The sequence below is a fragment of the Rheinheimera faecalis genome (genome assembly GCF_021290965.1).
Taxonomy (GTDB): Bacteria; Pseudomonadota; Gammaproteobacteria; order Enterobacterales; family Alteromonadaceae; genus Pararheinheimera; species Pararheinheimera faecalis.
The window spans coordinates 325,871-342,575 of the sequence record NZ_JAJOYT010000001.1 but is presented as its reverse complement, the minus strand read 5'-3'; the positions used below and the strand labels follow the sequence as shown (position 1 = coordinate 342,575).

At 47.1% G+C, this 16,705-nt stretch carries 14 protein-coding genes; 3 read left to right on the top strand and 11 right to left on the bottom strand.

Annotated elements, in window-relative coordinates; translation table 11 throughout:
• The first annotated feature begins 47 nt into the window (after window positions 1-47).
• Both LSG34_RS01525 and LSG34_RS01520 read left to right on the top strand, forming a co-directional pair.
• Complete coding sequence (locus LSG34_RS01525) at window positions 48-1,433, top strand: MATE family efflux transporter (protein ID WP_233007063.1); 1,386 nt, start codon at window positions 48-50, stop codon at window positions 1,431-1,433.
• Entirely contained in the window at window positions 1,393-2,421 is a 1,029-nt protein-coding gene (locus tag LSG34_RS01520; protein ID WP_233007062.1) for a DUF3080 family protein, read from the top strand. Before LSG34_RS01525 ends, LSG34_RS01520 begins: the two co-directional genes overlap by 41 nt.
• 109 nt (window positions 2,422-2,530) lie before the next feature.
• Here LSG34_RS01520 and atcC read toward each other — a convergent pair whose 3' ends face one another.
• From atcC to LSG34_RS01495, 5 genes are all read right to left on the bottom strand, one after another.
• Window positions 2,531-3,427 carry a cold adaptation protein AtcC gene (gene atcC, locus LSG34_RS01515; protein WP_233007061.1) on the bottom strand — a complete coding sequence of 299 codons (897 nt, stop codon included), beginning with the start codon at window positions 3,425-3,427 and terminating at the stop codon, window positions 2,531-2,533.
• 15 nt (window positions 3,428-3,442) lie between these two features.
• Window positions 3,443-4,204: a cold adaptation protein AtcB gene (atcB, locus tag LSG34_RS01510; protein WP_233007060.1), complete on the bottom strand. Its 762-nt coding sequence runs from the start codon at window positions 4,202-4,204 to the stop codon at window positions 3,443-3,445.
• The gene (gene atcA / locus LSG34_RS01505; RefSeq protein ID WP_233007059.1) at window positions 4,204-4,758 is read right to left on the bottom strand and encodes a cold adaptation protein AtcA; all 555 of its coding nucleotides are present in this window, start codon (window positions 4,756-4,758) and stop codon (window positions 4,204-4,206) included. Before atcA ends, atcB begins: the two co-directional genes overlap by 1 nt.
• 5 nt (window positions 4,759-4,763) lie before the next feature.
• Complete coding sequence (atcJ, locus tag LSG34_RS01500; protein ID WP_233007058.1) at window positions 4,764-5,060, bottom strand: cold adaptation protein ActJcold adaptation protein ActJ; 297 nt, start codon at window positions 5,058-5,060, stop codon at window positions 4,764-4,766.
• 161 nt (window positions 5,061-5,221) lie between these two features.
• On the bottom strand, window positions 5,222-6,145 hold the full coding sequence (locus LSG34_RS01495) for a chemotaxis protein CheV (RefSeq protein WP_233007057.1): 924 nt from the start codon (window positions 6,143-6,145) through the stop codon (window positions 5,222-5,224).
• Between the two features lie 476 nt (window positions 6,146-6,621).
• Here LSG34_RS01495 and LSG34_RS01490 point away from each other — a divergent pair, with 476 nt between their 5' ends.
• Window positions 6,622-8,712: an amidohydrolase family protein gene (locus LSG34_RS01490; protein WP_233007056.1), complete on the top strand. Its 2,091-nt coding sequence runs from the start codon at window positions 6,622-6,624 to the stop codon at window positions 8,710-8,712.
• Window positions 8,713-8,772: 60 nt separating this feature from the next.
• On the opposite strand, the gene LSG34_RS01485 is transcribed toward LSG34_RS01490, so the two are convergent.
• The 6 genes from LSG34_RS01485 to LSG34_RS01460 form a co-directional block, all read right to left on the bottom strand.
• The gene (locus LSG34_RS01485) at window positions 8,773-10,092 is read right to left on the bottom strand and encodes a sugar MFS transporter (protein WP_233007055.1); all 1,320 of its coding nucleotides are present in this window, start codon (window positions 10,090-10,092) and stop codon (window positions 8,773-8,775) included.
• Entirely contained in the window at window positions 10,089-11,255 is a 1,167-nt protein-coding gene (nagA, locus tag LSG34_RS01480) for an N-acetylglucosamine-6-phosphate deacetylase (RefSeq protein WP_233007054.1), read from the bottom strand. Before nagA ends, LSG34_RS01485 begins: the two co-directional genes overlap by 4 nt.
• The gene (nagB-II, locus tag LSG34_RS01475; protein ID WP_233007053.1) at window positions 11,252-12,250 is read right to left on the bottom strand and encodes a glucosamine-6-phosphate deaminase NagB-II; all 999 of its coding nucleotides are present in this window, start codon (window positions 12,248-12,250) and stop codon (window positions 11,252-11,254) included. Before nagB-II ends, nagA begins: the two co-directional genes overlap by 4 nt.
• Window positions 12,247-13,137 carry a BadF/BadG/BcrA/BcrD ATPase family protein gene (locus tag LSG34_RS01470; RefSeq protein WP_233007052.1) on the bottom strand — a complete coding sequence of 297 codons (891 nt, stop codon included), beginning with the start codon at window positions 13,135-13,137 and terminating at the stop codon, window positions 12,247-12,249. Before LSG34_RS01470 ends, nagB-II begins: the two co-directional genes overlap by 4 nt.
• Window positions 13,138-13,221: 84 nt before the next feature.
• Window positions 13,222-14,298 (bottom strand): acyltransferase family protein, encoded by a 1,077-nt coding sequence (locus LSG34_RS01465; RefSeq protein ID WP_233007051.1) that lies wholly within the window; start codon window positions 14,296-14,298, stop codon window positions 13,222-13,224.
• 56 nt (window positions 14,299-14,354) lie between these two features.
• Window positions 14,355-16,652 carry an alpha-N-acetylglucosaminidase gene (locus tag LSG34_RS01460; protein ID WP_233007050.1) on the bottom strand — a complete coding sequence of 766 codons (2,298 nt, stop codon included), beginning with the start codon at window positions 16,650-16,652 and terminating at the stop codon, window positions 14,355-14,357.
• Window positions 16,653-16,705: the final 53 nt, after the last annotated feature.

Sequence of the window (16,705 nt, the reverse complement as noted above, 5' to 3'; positions counted from 1 at the left end):
CTGTGCTATCTTTACGGCGTTTTTTCGCCTGTCTGACAAGAGTTGCTATGTTACCTTTTTCCCGCTTTGAAGCAAAAACCATTCTGAAGTTATCCGGCCCTATTATGCTGGCTCAGCTGACCCAAACCATGATGTTTGTCATTGATACTATTATGGCAGGTCGGGTCAGTGCCTTGGATATGGCGGCTATTGCTGTGGCTTCTGCCATTTGGTTGCCCATTATTCTGACCTTGCAGGGGTTGTTGCTGGCGCTGACTCCTATTATTTCTCAGCTGTACGGAGCTAAAAACCATAAGGCCATTCCGCATAATGCGCTGCAAGGCTTTTATCTGGCGATGGTACTGGCGACAGTGATTGTAATCGCTATGCAGTATATCCACTTGCCGTTGCAGTATTTGTCGATGGAAGAAAATCTGCGGGCCAAAGCAGTCGATTATCTGGTCTATGTCAGCTACGGCGTTTATCCGGCCGCTGGTTATATGATCTTCCGTAACTTGTTTGAAGGCATAGGCAATACCAAAGCCACCATGTGGATAGCTTTTGTCGGTATTCTGGTGAATATTCCGGCCAACTATGTGTTTATTTATGGCAAGTTGGGTATGCCAGCTTTAGGCGGCGCCGGTTGTGGTGTGGCGACTTCTTTAGTGTTTTTGGCGATGTTTATTGCTATCACCATTTACGCCTTCAGAAGCCGTAGTACAGCGCTTTATATGAAAAAGCCTGACAATCTGAAACCCAACAGCAAAGATTTATGGCATATCATCGCTATAGGTACGCCCATTGCTTTTTCGCTGTTTTTTGAAGTGACTTTATTCTCCTCTATTCCACTGATGATTGTGCATTTAGGCCCTATAGTGGTGGCCGGTCATCAAATTGCCAACAACTACAGCGCTTTGGTCTTTATGTTGCCTATGAGTATGGGGATGGCAACGACCATACGGGTCGGTCATCTGGTCGGCAGTAATGATGTGCAGGAGCTGAAAAAAGCCGTATCCACCGCAGTGCAACTAGCGATGATGATGGCTGTGGGCATAGCACTAGTCACTTATTTTGGTCGTTTTTTAGTGGCGTCGCTCTACTCTACCGATCCTGCAGTATTGGCAGTCGCTACCTCTATTTTAGTTCTGGCCTGTTTTTACCAGATTTCTGATGCGATACAGGTAGTGTCAGCTTGCGCTTTACGTGGCTTAAAACATACCAAACCTATCTTTTTTATCACCTTGATTGCCTATTGGCCGATCGGTTTTGGTTTGGGCACTGTATTAGGTTTAACCGACTGGATTTTGCCTAAGATGGGCGCTCATGGCTTTTGGATTGGCATTATTGTCGGTTTATCCTGCGCTGCAGTGATGTTGGCGCTTATTCTGAAAAACCAAATCAGGCGATTAGAAGATGGCAAAATTTTACAGCAACAGGCAGCAGCCTTTCACTAAAGTAGTGAGCCTGGTTGCTGTTGTTTTTGTGTTAAGCGGCTGCAGCGACCCAGCCCTATCCCTGATGCACGACTATACCAGCAGGCTTAGTCGCACTTTAGCGCTGGAGATCCACGACCCAGCGCCGCTTGATTTACAGCCACTTCCCTCCATCACAACGACCAGAGCTGATATTCCGGACAGCAGCATTACCTTGGTCGAGTTAGTGGCTACACGGGCTTGTGGACTGGATTTATTGTTAGGTGAACGTAATAGCAGTCTGGGTAAGGTCATGACGCCAAGCCAGCGTCTGAAGTACGAACTGGCGTTTTTAAAGCAAGTGCAACCTTGTTTAAACAATCCGGATATAGCGCCCGATTTACAGCAAAAACTTGCTGTCATTGCCTCTGACAAAGCCAGACAAATCGATAAACATTGGCAGAACTTTTTGCAGCAGGATGAGACTTTGCGTCAACAACTGCATCCCTACCGTAGCTTGTCAGAACCCAATTCAGTCGCAGGCGTGGCTGACACGATGCAAGCCTTACATTCCTTACTTGCGCTGCAAAAAAGTATTGTTCAGCAGAACTGGCAGCAGGCAAGTAGCATCAATCCCGAACAGGCTTTGGAAGCGTTATACAAGGCCAATACGCTAAGCCAGTTACAACAAAGCTTACGCTTCAGCCAAAACTGGCTGCAAAGCTTAAATAATCAGTTAGATCGAGTTGATTTAACTGCCCAATGCCCAGCCGGTAAAAGCTCAGACAAAACAGAGATTTTGAATACCATTTTACTGCAGTATTTTATAGGCAAAGTACAGGTGTATCTGGCGCAGGTGGATGGCACTTATCAGCAGTTGTATCCTCTATTACAGCAGCTGTATCAGGGTACCGCTCTCGCGCGACCTATTTCGCAGCGCTTCGAAGTTCCTAATACTGAATTAAAAGCAGAGTTAAAACGTCATGTGATCTGGTGGAAAGCAGTACAGCAGCACTGCCCAAAATCGTAGAGGCTAGCTTTGCCCCTAAGTAATTGATGTTGCAGCGAGGCGGCTTGTAGGGGCGCGGTTTATCCGCGCCCGTCCAGATGTAAAGCTGCGGCTTCAAGTACGACGGGGATTACATTTCGATATATTGAGGCCAGCCTAATAGTGGATTCAACATGCCTTGCTTATGCTCGTAGGCGTCACGGCGCTCTGGTGAAGCATTTTCTGCCAACAGCTTTTTATAACCTTTGGCAAACTGCAAAGTGCGAACTAAAGCTGCATGGAAATTTTCTCCCAGCTCCACAGTCACAGCATCAGAAAAACCAGCAGGTAACAAGCTAAGCACTTGTTCGGTATGAGCTTTCATAAAAGTTACGTCAAACCATTCATCGGCTAAATCGATATCGCGTAACCGTTGCTTTAAATCCTGTTTCACCTTGCCGCCTTTGGTGCAAAGACGATACAGCACCACTTCAGCCAACATATCTTCAAGGTTGAAATGCTCGAACGGGTCCAGCTGGGTGTGGTAGAAATAGGTTTGTTTCACCACACTGATAGCCTGACGACGACGTGATTCGCGCAGCGCCTGCTGATAAACAGCTACACCTTGCCACTCTTCGATGTCTGGTGGACTGGCGATATCTTGCAGTAACTGCTCTTCCACTTCACCATACAACGACTTGCGATTAGGCGTCAGTAAGCTGACTTGAGACAACATGCTCCAGCCTTTTTGAAAAGGTTTGACTATGCCTTCAGGGCTAATCAGAAGTGCCAAAGCTTTATCCAAATCATGACCTGACAGCTCTGCCAAACCCAAACTCGCCACACCAATAATATCGTGGGCAGCTTGTTCTAACAGATGCATTTTGTATTTGTTGTAAAACTTGTCAGCAAACTTCAGACTCATCAGCACAGCTTTGCTTTTGACCTGCTCCAGCTGCGCTTCCGAGAGCTTTTGCTCTGCTTTGGCGTAATTCAGCACCTTAGTTAAAAAAGGCCCCTGATTGGCATCCCGCACCACTAACTGCATAACTGATCCTTTGCCTTAATCGAGGAAACTAAACATATCATCCACTTCGGCGTATTCATCTGTGGACTGGTTTTTCTCTTTGGCTTGCATCACAAGCTCAGCGGCGAACTTATTGATAATATGTTCCCAGCCGGAATTTTCGTTACGTACCAGATTTTTAATCGCCTGCTCCACTTGCGGTGTTAACTGACGGATCAGTGCCAACAAGCTACGTGGGTCGTCGTAACCCAAACCATGCACTTCTTCGTTCAGATGACGTTCGGTGTAGCTGATGGCTTCTTCTAAATCTTCTTCTTCCTCGTGCAATAAATCATGCACTTCGTCTTCATCTTCAATCACTTCGCCGCGGTACAGCTCGATAAAAGGAATAGACAAATAAAACAAACCAGCCGGATCTTCAGCTATAGCTTCAAGAATTTCTGCCTGCTTGGTTTCGCTGTCTTGAGTACGAATAAGGTAAGTTAAAAAATCAAAGGTATGCTGCTTTAAATCTTCCGCATTGTTTTTGATTTTCTCTTCCCAGTACAGCGGCTGCTGGCAAACGATGTCGCGGATTTTCTCCGGTGTCATCAGTTCAGAAATAATGGAAGGAAACGAAATATCGTGCTGACTGTTAATTTGGGTCAGAGTTACAATGTCAATATTTTCAATCACTTCAACCAGTTGCGCATCCGACATAGTGTTGGCCATCAGCTCAAACTTTTTGCTGGCCTGTTTTGGCTCAACAATGGCGAGTTCTTTAATTTCCGCAACGGCAATTTCAATCAGACTATTCATCAGCGACCTTCCCGGTTAAAGGTGATTTCATCGTATTGGTTATCGTACCCTTCTTCTTCTTCGTCATTGCCTTCGTAATCATCATCAGCGTCGTGACCAAAAGAGGACTCGTCTGAATCTTCGTCTTCGTCGTCATCTGTGTTACGTGGGCCTGGCGCTGCCGCTATATGATTATTCAGCATAAAAAGCACAGCACAGCTTTCAATCAGTAAATCTTCGTTAAATTCACGAATGGTTTTGACCAGCGGTAAATCGGCATTATTGAAAGCGACCGAAGTTTTAAAATCATCCCATACCGGCATGGTGTTTTTGGCAAGCCACGCAGACCATTTCAGATTAGCTTCAGGGGTGAATTTAACACGGCCAAATAAAGCCACAGGCAAATATTCAGGCACTGAATGCAACATCTTCGGATCGGCCTGTAAAATGCTTTTGATTTGGCTGGTAAATTTTTCCAGTGCTTTTGGCGTATCCGGATCGTTATAAGATTCAATATTTTCGTAAGCGTCAGTTTTTAACGCTTCTAAACGGTTTTTGTCGAATGTTTTGCTCATGAGTTTTAACCTTTTACGGACGGGTAATAACTATCCCACAGCTCTTTCATCGCTGTAGTCGGGTCCGGCACTATCACATTATTAAAATCTTTAATAAAAGCCGCGCGTTTTTTGGCGTCAGACAATACATCATAGGCTTCTTTTACCCGTTGTAATTGCGCACCAGCCTGCTCTTTTTCATCATCAGTTAAATTCAGCAGCTTATCCGGATGATATTTATTGGATAAACGTTTGTAGGCTTTTTTAATCTCGTCTTCATTGGCGCTGGCTTTCACGCCCAAAATGCGAAAATAATTAATCATTCAAAGTCCATTGAGTTAAAAATACAAGCGAAAGGTACAGCTGAAGGGACCAAACGCTGAAGTGAGGCGATCATAACAGAAAATCAAAGAAGTGCAGCAGGCCTATTGACCTTTGGAGAGTGAAGAAGCGGCAGACGCTACACTGCCGCTATAGATGGCGTTTAACTATTCATCCACTGCTGTACTGCCGACACCAGTTCATCAGGGTGAAACTTGGCAATAAACTGATCGGCGCCCACTTTTTTCACCATGGCTTCGTTAAAGACACCACTCAAAGAGGAATGCAGTATGATATGCACATGACGTAAATGCTCATTGGCTTTTACTTCTGCTGTTAAGGTATAACCATCCATTTCCGGCATTTCGATATCAGAAATAATCAGTGGTACTTTGCCGGAGATATCCCCGCCCAGTTCCTGAGCTTTGGCTTCAAGCCAGTTCAGCGCCAGACGACCATCATTCACAGTCTCAACGTTGATCCCTATGGTCGACAAGGCACGTTTCACCTGATTACGGGCTACTGCTGAGTCGTCTGCTACTAATACGGTTAAATCTTTGAAGTCTGCGTTTTTGGCTTTTTCTTTCACCGACTCACTGACCGTTTCATCGACAGGAGAAATCTCAGAAAATACTTTTTCCACATCAATGATTTGCACCAGTTTATTATCGACTTCAGTCACAGCAGTTAAATAATGTGAGCGCCCTGCACCATGAGGCGGCGGTAAAATTTGCTCCCAGTTGACGTTGACAATACGGTCAACGCCACCAACTAAAAAGCCCTGAGTATTACGATTGTATTCAGTCACCAGAATAAAGGCATTGGATAAATCAGAAATAGCTTTACCGCCAGTGGCTTGACTTAAGTCGATCACAGTAACTGGCACGCCGCGTAAATGGGCTATACCACGGACATTAGGATTAGCTCCAGGTAATTCACTGAGTTCAGGACAACGAATCACTTCACGCACTTTGAACACGTTGATGCCATAAGGCTGAGGCCCATGCAGACGAAACATTAAAAGTTCGAGGCGATTTTGACCGACAATATTGGTGCGTTGGTCAACTGAATTCATCAAACTGGTCATAGGATACACCTCATCAACTTAAATTATGTCGCCCGTGCAGGCTTTTTGAAACACCACTGGATATCTGGCTTAGTTAACCGACTAAATATCGGATTTACTTAAATATTTTTTACTAAAGCCTGATGATTATACATACAAAGCTTGCGAACAGCTTTGATCACCATCATGAACCACTCATTAAAAATGAAAAATACGATAAAAACTAAACATTAGCAACAGTGTGAAAACAGATAGCCAGTCACTTCAACCAAAAAATGCCAACACGTTATTAGCATAGCTGGCAAATAAAAGATAAACAGCGGAAAAAAAAGAAATAAAGTGCCAAACAACGCTGGTACTTTAAAACTATTTTTCGGCGAAAGATACGACAAACCCTGATCGATTCCTGTTACTTGTCTGCTTACACTTTTCCCCTGCCTTCCTGATTCAATTTGTTTTAAGCTTCAGTAGTCAGAACACAAACTATGGAACTTATAATGAAAATCAACGCATTAAGTCTGCTGACTTTGTTAGCTTTCTCTGGCTCGGTTTGGGCGGACGAGCAGTATTCTTACACTATCCTGGTCGACAACGGTGTCAAAGCCGGCGAGCAGATTGTTAAAGTCAATGAACAGGGTGAAATCAGCGTCCGCTATATCTTTAAAGACAACGGCCGTGGCCCGGAGCTGGATGAAAAAATCAGCTTAAACAAAGAGGGTTTTATTAAAGATTATCAGGCTAAAGGCAATACCACCTTTGGCTCTGTCATTAACGAAAAATTTAAAGTCGAAGGCAACAACGCCAGTTGGAGTACAGGCAAAGAACAAAACAAGGCAAAATATCAGCAAGACGCCTTGTATCTGCCTGTGGATGGCTCACCTTACCTGTCGTCTATTGCGATAGCTGCTATGGCTAAAAGTGGTAAAAACTCTTTGCCTTTGTTACCCAGCGGCACTTTAACTCAGGAAGTCGTCAGCGAACTTATCGTAGATAACGGCGGTGAAAAGCAGCAGGTGCAATTATTGGTGCAAACCGGTATAGGTTTTGAGCCTAATTTTGTCTGGGCGACCCAAGGCGAAAATCCACGCTTGTTCGCTTATTTAATACCAGGTTACCTCACGCTGATTGAAGAAGGCTGGCAACACAATGCCAAAGCTATGTTGGCCATCCAGCAAAAAGCTGAAACGCTTTTATTAGAAAAGCTGGCACTTTTACCGAAAAAGCTAAACGGCTTAACCGTAGTTCGTAATGCCCGTATTTTTGACAGTGCAACTCTGAAACTAAGTAGCCCTAGTGATATTTACCTGCTGCGTGGAAAAATCACCAGCATAGTGCCTGCTGGTACATTGAATAGTCCGGTCGGGCATGAAATTGATGCCGCCAATCGTATTGTATTGCCAGGCCTCTTTGATATGCATGGCCACTTGTCACGTTGGGAAGGGACGCTGCATTTAGCTGCTGGTGTCACCACCCTACGGGATATGGGCAATGACAACGCCACTTTGCAACAAATGATGGATGAAATCGACACCGATAAGCTGTTGGCCCCAACCATAGTACCTACAGGTTTTCTGGAAGGCGAAAGTGCATTTTCAGCCCGCAATGGTTTTGTTATTAAAGATTTGGCTGAAGCAAAAAATGCCATCGACTGGTACGCAGCTCATGGTTATCCGCAGCTGAAAATCTACAACTCTTTCCCAAAAGAAATCCTTAAAGACACAGTGGCTTATGCTCATAGCCGCGGCTTACGAGTCAGCGGTCATGTACCAGCTTTCCTCAAAGCTGAAGATGCTGTGGCTGCAGGTTTTGATGAAATTCAGCATATTAATCAGCTGATACTGAATTTTCTGGTCAAGCCTGACACTGACACCCGCACCTTAGACAGGTTTTATCTGCCAGCCAAACAAGTGGCTGACTTAGATCTGCAAGGCAAAGCAGTACAGGATTTTATCCGCTTATTAAAAACCAACAATGTGACGGTAGACCCGACGCTGGCTACTTTTGATTTCCTGAAAAAAACCGATGGCACTGTGGGTGATCCGTGGCTCGCTATCATCAAACATCTGCCGCCTGATGTGCAACGCTCTTACGCCCGCGCTGAACTGGATATTCCTGATGAAGCCACTGCACAACGTTATGCCAAATCCTATGCCAAGATGGTCGAATTTGTTGGCATGATGTACAAGGCGGGTATTCCTGTGGTTGCTGGTACAGACGAGCTGGCGGGTTTTACTTTGCAAGGTGAACTGGAGTTACTGGTTAAAGCTGGCCTGACGGCAGCTGAAGCTTTACAGGTCGCCACTTTAAACGGTGCTCGTTACAGCAAAGTGGAACAACACAAAGGTCAGATTAAAGTGGGTTTTGATGCCGACTTATTACTGGTCGATGGCGATCCAACCAAGAACATTGCCGATATCCGCAAACTGGCGTTGGTGATCACTCAAGGTAAAGCTATGGTTCCGGCAGATTTATACCAAAAACTGGGTGTGGAACCTTTTGTAAAAAACAAAGTGACGATCCGTGACTTTGATACCGAAGCCGGACAAGGTGGTGGCAAAACCAAACAAGGTCACCGTCATTTGCATTAACAAAACGCTATAACGTCCCCATAAAAAAAGCCTCTGAAAAACTCAGAGGCTTTTTGTTTTTTATCTGGCGGATTTCACCTGACAACCCCACAGGGCGTAATACAAAATCATGGCATAACAAGGCAACAACACCATGTAACCTGCTATGGCACCAAAGTGTTGTGATAACGCGCCGTACAGCAGTGGCAGCAAAGCACCACCCGCTATGCCCATAATCAACAAAGCTGAAGCTTTGGGCGTTAAGGAACCTAAACCTGCCAGCGCCAAAGGCCAGACAGCAGGCCATACCAATGCATTGGCCAGGCCTAATAGAGCCACCAGACTGATTGGATCCGGCAATAACGGAATGCCTGCCCAACCCCATAACAGCGCAGAAATACCTGTACTGCTTGGGTCTGAGACTAAAATGCTTACGGACAACACCAGGCCTAAACCAGCAGATATTGCCAAAGCCTGGCGCTGCGATAAGACTTTAGGCACCAGCAACAAACCCAGGCTATAACCCAGCACCATAAAGGCCATCGTATAAGAGGCTAAAGTGGTAGCGCCCTGAACATTGAGTGCAGAACCCAACAAACCTATGGTATCCCCTGCAATCACTTCTACCCCGACATAACAAAACAAGGTAATGACACCCAACACCAGATGGCGTTGTTGCCAGATGGAGCTTTCGCTGCCATCACTGCTGACAGGCGCTTCTTCAGACGGTAAATCCGGCAAAGCTGAAAAACGCAGCCCGACAGCCAGCAACAAAATAGCCACAGCTATACCTGCATAAGGTGCCATCAGCTGCGAGGCTAACAAGGTTAATTGCTGCTGACGCTCTGTTTCGCTTAACAATGCCAGACTATCTGCTGTGATATGGCCTAAATCCTGTAATACCAGCCAGGTGAACACCAAAGGCGCTAATACACCTGCACTTTTATTTAAAATGCCCATGAAGGAGATACGGGCTGCGGCTGAATGTTCTGGCCCTACCCTTACCAAATAAGGGTTTGAAGCAGTTTGCAGCAAAGTTAAGCCCGAGCCCACCACAAACTGCGCCAGTAAAAACACCATAAACTGCTGGCTATAGGCCGCTGGAATAAACAATGCACAGCCCAAAGCAATCAGTCCTAAACCTATCGACATGGCGTTTTTATAGCCCGACCAGGCCAAGACTCTCGCCATAGGTAAAGCCATCACCACATAGGCAATATAAAAACTAAAAGCGATAAGAAGCGCCTGAAACTCGCCCAACTGGCACACCAGTTGTAAAAACGGGATCAAAGCGCCATTGAGCCAGGTGATAAAACCAAACATAAAAAACAGCACACCGATAATGATGATCGGCTGCAGACTGGATTGGCCTTTTGTAGCTTCAGTGACTGTTGTATTCATTGGACATCCTTCTTCTTGTTGTGTTGCACTTTCAGCTGTTCTGCGCCTTGTAACCAGCAGCGCTGCATATTCAGGTTATTGTCTAACAACAGCATATTGGCCACAGCGCCACTGCGCAGTTGCCCCATATCATCCAACCCAGCCAAAGCCGCCGGATTAGTACTTAACGCCTTTAAACCTGCAGTAAGCGGCAAAGCCAGATCCTGACAAAAATGCCGCAAGGCGGTATTCATATCCAGAGCTGAGCCTGCCAGTGTGCCTTCAGGTAAACTGAGTTTCAGACCATCTCTGCGAATTTCAGTCTGCAAATAAGGCAATACCTGTAACTCACTGCCGGTATGGGCCATTGCATCTGTCACCAGAATCAGTTTGTCTTCGCCTTTACATAGCGCAGCAATGCGTGCCGACAGTGGATGTACATGTAAATGATCCAAAATCAAACCACAATACACTTGAGGACTGGCCAAAGCCGCCCCCACCATGCCGGGCTCACGACTGGTCAAAGGCGACATCGCATTAAATAAATGGGTAAAACAGCAGGCTCCGGCTTCAATAGCGGCCAAAGCTTGTTCTGCAGTAGCCGCTGAATGCCCCAGACTCACCATAACGCCAGCGGCGCAGAGCTCTCGGATTTGCTCCACAGGCACAGTTTCGGGCGCTATAGTCACCATCACTTTGCCTATGTCTTTGCGACACATCAGCTGCATTTCTTTATCCGACAAAGGCCGTATTTGCTCTGCAGGATGAATACCACGGCGCGCTACCGACAAATGCGGGCCTTCAAAATGAATACCCAGCACTGTGTGTAAAGGCTGTGGCAAGAGTTCAGCTACAGCATCGGCAGCACGTTGCATCACCTCCAGACTGTCGGTGATGACTGTGGGCAACATGCCAGTAGTACCAAAGCCAAGATGAGCTTTACTGATGGTTTTCAGCGCTGTGATATCAGGCAACTGATTAAATAAAACTCCACCGCCACCATTGACCTGAATATCAATAAAGCCAGGACAAAGCAGGCCTTGCAGTTGGGGCTGATTTTGATGGTGAAGCTGTGGTTTTACGCCTGATTGCAGCGAAACTATGCGGTCCTGCTGCCAGTCCAGCCGCACATCCTGCAACAGCGTTTTGCCATCAAAACAATGCGAGACATAGATGCTGTTCATAAGGTGCTGGTCACTTTATTCAGACCTACTGGCGCATCCGGATTATGCCCTAGCGCCAGCGCCACAGCTTCAATATCCAGATAGAACCTCTGCATCAGCAATAAAGGCTGTAATCGTGGATGAATAGCTTGCTGCTCTGCATTTAAGGCCAAGGTTAACACTACACCACCACGTTTTTTCACTTCTGCGATTTGTGCGTCATGTGCTTCGCTGCTTTCATCATTTAGTTGCACATTCAACAGCGTCAAAGGCTGATTCAGTAATGAAATAGGACCATGTAAAAACTCAGCGCTGCTGAAGGCTTCCGCCTGAATACCACAGACTTCTTTAATTTTGAGCGCAATTTCTCTGGATATGGCGTAACCAAAAGCCCGCCCTAACACCACACAATGACGAAGCGTTTTGATGTGATCTGCATGCAGCTGGGCTGGCTGCTCTACTGCGTGCTGCAAGGCCGCTGGTAAGCTCTCTAATGCATCCAGTAAAGCCTGATCCTGCTTCCAATGTGCGACCAGCTGCAGCAAAGCAGACAGTGTACAAAGATAACTTTTCGTAGCTGCTACTGCTTTTTCAGGCCCGGCCAGCAGAGGTATGGCATAGTCCGCTAAAGCAGCCAGCGGCGAGCTGATGTCATTCACCAAAGCTACGACTAAAGCGTCACTTTGTTTTGCTGCTCTGCCTTGTGCTAATAAATCTTCACTGCGTCCAGATTGGGAAATCAGTAGCACCAGCGCTTTGTTCAGTTTTAGCTGCCTTGAGAACAAACTGGCCACTGAAGGTGCGGCTGCAGCCACAGCCACTCCTAATTCAACTTCAATCAGGTAACGGGCAAACACACCGGCGTGGTCTGAAGTACCGCGACCGACCATATAAACAAAAGCAGGATCGAAGTCTCTGATCTTCTCAGCCAGTTGCTGATATAAGGCTTTATTGCTCTGGTTCTGCTGTTGAATTTTTTGCCAGCTTGAACTGGCTTCTTCCCGCATTAATGTCATGCTGCTTTCTCCGCAAAAAGCTGTCGGGCCAGCGCCACTGCGCCAACCTCAGGGGGCCCTAGCACAGGGCTGAGCTGTTGTTGTAAGTCTGTGGGTAATAAGTCGGCTAAAAAAGGAGCCAGACCGCCAATCATGGCGATACGGGGCGCTCCGGTTTTTAATAGCCGCTGTAATAACGCCTGAATGTAATCCATCCCACGCTTGGTAATATCCAGCGCATGCGGATCAGCCAGCTGCTGATACCTTAAGACCAGCGGCGCCAACTGGGCATAGTCCGTTGCTTTGTAGCCTATACAGCAGCTGATCAGGTCTGTATTGCTACGCACGCCTAAAGTCCGGCAAATAGTTTTGGTCAGCTCTGTTTCATCCGTTAAGCCATCCAGACTATCCAGAGTAGCGCATACCGCCTGCCAGCCAAACCAGGCACCGCTGCTTCTGTCTCCAAGCGGAAAACCCTGAGCACTGAATAAAAACTGCTCGTTATCCACAGTAGAAAAAGCTGCTGTGCCTGTGCCGGTAATTAAAATGGCCCCATCCCGCCCTGCATGAGCTCCGAGGCAAGCAATATGTAAATCAGTGGTCACAGTTAAACTGGCAAAAGGATGAGACCAATGTTGCATCTGACTTTGTACTCTAGGCACATTAACTCCTGCTAGTCCCATCACTACATGACAATAAGCCAAAGCAGTGTCGGTATAGCCCGCCTGCTGCACCACCTGCTGACAGGCCTGCAGTATGGACTCCACCGCCAAAGCAAAATCTGTCGCCGGATTAGCCGGCCCCGTTACAGCTTCAGCCAATAAGGCACCGCTGCTGCTTTCCAGTCTGGCTTTACACTTGGTACCGCCACCATCCACACCAATAAAAAGTTGTTCGTGTTGCGTCACTGGGATCCCCTTTCAGGTCAGTTTTTGGGCAAACCAAGGGCACACCATCTGGCAAAACCAGATGATCTGCTGAACCTGAATCTGTTAAATTTTTACGAAAATTTTGCGCTGATACAGCCACCAGACCGGCAAATAACAGAGCACAAGAAAGGCGGCGATCCAGACGCCGACACTGAAAAACTGGTTCCAGCCAAGTTCCCCGACCCAGAACTGATAGACATCATGCACAGACTGTCCTGCTATGGGCACTTCCAGTAGTTTTTCCATAGCCACATGCAGCACGTAAGCCACTATAGCGTTGGCGCCAAAAATCAGTGGAATCCGGGTCAGTTGCTGGTAACCTTTGACATCAGAGAACCAAATCAGCAAGGCCAACACCATGCTCGCCATACCACTGGTAACCAGTACAAAAGAACTGCTCCAGATATGCTTAATGAATGGGAAAAACAAACTCCAGAGACAGCCGAGTAAAAAGCTACAAAAGCCCAACACAAACAACGACATCACCAGTTGAGGCAATTGTTGTTTATAAGCCAGCACCAGCCGCCCCATCAGCACCCCAAATAAACCACTGGCAATAGCTGGATAAGTACTCAGAATTCCTTCTGGATCCCAGGTGCCGCGCCATAACATGCCGGGTAAAAAGGCGCTATCGAACCAGTTAATCAGGTTTGCGCCCCGCTCCAGCTGACCCGCAACTAAACCCGGAGCTGGTACCAGTAAGATCAACAACCAGTAGCTGACCAGAATAAAGCCCAAAATTTGCACCAATCGTTTACTGCTGCACTGCATGGCCAAAAAGGAGCACACCAGATAGACCACAGCAATACGTTGCAGCACACCCAAAATGCGGATATCGGCAAACTTCAGATACATCAGATTGACCACAATACCTAAGCCAAACATGATCAGACTGCGGCGCAGTACCTTCAATCGAAGTGCTGATAATTCTTCAGCGCTACGCTCAACAGGTCTCATGCCTATGGCAATAGCCACACCGACAATGATCAGGAAAAACGGGAAAATAAAATCGGCGAAAGTCACGCCATCCCAATACGCATGGGAAAATTCGCCATAGGTGTTGGGGCTGTTGACCATAATCATCAGGATAATGGTCAGGCCCCGGAATAAATCTAACGCCAGTAAACGTTGTGCTTGCATAAAAAATTCCTGCTGTGCGGCTCCCTTAGCAAGAGCGCACAGCGCAAGTTAAAAAGTTATAGATTGGAAGGCGGCGCTTTACTCGCCGTCACCAAAGCCTGCAAAGCGGCGACAGCAGCAAAAGCATCAGCGGGTTGAGTTGAAGCTGCTTTCATCGGCTTATCCAGCCAGGCAGCTTCCCAATCGACCAGTTGTTGCTCCACTGCGGCTTTATCCAAAGCCTTACCCTCTTGGGCTGCTTTGCGCTGCGCATCAAACATCAGCTCCCAACGTGGCAGATAAAAATCGGCATACATGCCCTGCCAGGCTTTGGACGCATAATCTTTTAGCTTCAGGCCGCCCCAACTGGTGACCTGACGTCTGGCGTTACGCTCGTACAATGCAGCGAGCTCTGGGGTTTCGGCATAATCACGCGCCTCTTTCACCCAGCTATGTAAGCTTTCCTGCTGGCCACCAATCAGCGCATCAACCCCAAGGATCAGCGCTTTGGCCTGCTGCCGCCAGTCATCCCCCTGCTTTATATCGCCCTGCTGATAAGCCAGCATGCTGTGTTGCAACAACATATCTATATGTTGAGTGACCGCATGACGACTCAGGTCAATCAAATCGTACTTCAGTAATGCACTGCGCTCGCTTTCAGGTAAAGCCACCAGTTCACGCAATGCCTGATCCAGCAAAACCAGATTACCGGGAGCTCCGGTGTAACGCAGGTAGTCCAGCGAAGGCCGCTTAAAGAGCAGATAAGCTCCGGCAGAACCTTCCCACCAGCGAGGTTCCCAGTACTTAGTGCTGAATACTGCCTTGTAGAGCTTATTCCAGGCCGACAATAAAGCAGGACTCACAGCGCCATAACGGGCTTTCAGGTAATGCTCTAACCAATCACTGGTCGCTGTCGCCTGACCTTGCCATGCCACATCAAACATATACTCGTAAGCCACTGAGGTGCTGTGAATACCTTCAGGGAATACACCGTAACCGTTCAGATTACCTTTGTCGGCATGATGCAACGCGGTATCAACTTTTTCTTTGTAGTAATCAAAGTCGGCATACACAGGGTTACTGCCGCCATAATTATGAATAAAACCAAAAACCCAGTCTTTGTTGTAAAAACCTTTGGCCTTTTGCCAGACATCAAACCTGTCGTTGCCTATATCGTGGATCATCAGCTTATGGTCTGGCACTTTGCTTAAAAAGGCTTCGATAGACTTCAGATCCCAAAAATGCTGATCCGAACCAAACATCCAGCCTTGCATCACCCAGGTGGCATTGGGCACAGATTGCGCCAGCGACTGATACAAAGCTTCGCCGTAGCCTGCTAAATCCTGATAACGTTTATCTTTGGACACAGGAGGCAACATTTCATTAAAGGCATCCAGCAGGTAATACTGCTGCTCGCCATATTCGGCGTTATACAATTCGATAAAACGTTTGGCTACTTTGGCAAAAAGTGGATCGGCCGGGTCCAGCCAATAGGTTTCATTGGCAAAACCTGACCATGTCGGCATAGCGGAAATTTTCGCTTGCGGGAATAAGGTTTTGAACTGCTTAGGCACATAACCTGAGAATGCCGGCACCACAGGTTTCATGCCGTAGTCGGCCATACGCGCCATAATTTGTTTTTGCAGCTGACGTTTTTTCTCTATATAAGCGTCAGGCAAAGGGCCTTCGTGGCTTTCAATATTACCCATACGCTGCCAGGGCGTAAAAGCCGGGCCTGAGAAATAACTCGCAAGTTCTGTGTCTTTCACACCAAACTCAAGCCAGAGTTGTTGCCAGACAAATTCCTGACCTTCCATCGCCACTGGGTTATTGACACCATGCAGCGCCATCCAGTCCAGTTCTTGTTCCCATCGGGTCCAACCCCACCATGGTGTGGAATAGCCATAAGCACAAACGTTCAGATAAGCACGTTGCTTAAATAAAGAACTGACCCGTTCAGGCTGATAATCGGCAAATTGCTCTGGCAGGGCTATTCTGTTGCCTTCCCAGCTGACCGACATCACACCAATTTGACGCAGATATTCGTAAGTACCATAACTTAAAGCGGTCAACGCATTGGCACTGACATAAAGCTGGCCGTCGCGGGCTTCGATTTGATACCAGTCCGTCTGGTCATCCTTTAGCAAAGTAAAATGCACATTAGGTACCGCCTTACCAGCGACACGCTCAAATAACTCCCGTACCGGTTTAACCTCTGTGCTGTCTGCCTGAGTGGCTGTTGCGACGTCGGTGATCTTAGTTTGAGTCTGCTGCGGCGATGTTTGTTGCGGCGATTGGGCCGGAGAGCAACCACTCAACAGCCCTGTTAGTACACAACAGGCGGCCAGACTAAGACGAAACTTAGGCAAATACATGGGGATTTTCCTTCTTCTAATTCTTTGATCACTAAAGATTTGATCCCTGAAGA

Coding starts and splice junctions, on each gene's coding strand:
- LSG34_RS01465 (WP_233007051.1), bottom strand. CDS start 14,298: ATGCAAGCACAACGTTTACTGGCGTTAGATTTATTCCGGGGCCTGACC.
- LSG34_RS01495 (WP_233007057.1), bottom strand. CDS start 6,145: ATGACCAGTTTGATGAATTCAGTTGACCAACGCACCAATATTGTCGGT.
- nagA (WP_233007054.1), bottom strand. CDS start 11,255: ATGAACAGCATCTATGTCTCGCATTGTTTTGATGGCAAAACGCTGTTG.
- atcB (WP_233007060.1), bottom strand. CDS start 4,204: ATGAATAGTCTGATTGAAATTGCCGTTGCGGAAATTAAAGAACTCGCC.
- LSG34_RS01525 (WP_233007063.1), top strand. CDS start 48: ATGTTACCTTTTTCCCGCTTTGAAGCAAAAACCATTCTGAAGTTATCC.
- nagB-II (WP_233007053.1), bottom strand. CDS start 12,250: ATGACATTAATGCGGGAAGAAGCCAGTTCAAGCTGGCAAAAAATTCAA.
- atcA (WP_233007059.1), bottom strand. CDS start 4,758: ATGAGCAAAACATTCGACAAAAACCGTTTAGAAGCGTTAAAAACTGAC.
- atcJ (WP_233007058.1), bottom strand. CDS start 5,060: ATGATTAATTATTTTCGCATTTTGGGCGTGAAAGCCAGCGCCAATGAA.
- LSG34_RS01490 (WP_233007056.1), top strand. CDS start 6,622: ATGAAAATCAACGCATTAAGTCTGCTGACTTTGTTAGCTTTCTCTGGC.
- LSG34_RS01520 (WP_233007062.1), top strand. CDS start 1,393: ATGGCAAAATTTTACAGCAACAGGCAGCAGCCTTTCACTAAAGTAGTG.
- atcC (WP_233007061.1), bottom strand. CDS start 3,427: ATGCAGTTAGTGGTGCGGGATGCCAATCAGGGGCCTTTTTTAACTAAG.
- LSG34_RS01460 (WP_233007050.1), bottom strand. CDS start 16,652: ATGTATTTGCCTAAGTTTCGTCTTAGTCTGGCCGCCTGTTGTGTACTA.
- LSG34_RS01485 (WP_233007055.1), bottom strand. CDS start 10,092: ATGAATACAACAGTCACTGAAGCTACAAAAGGCCAATCCAGTCTGCAG.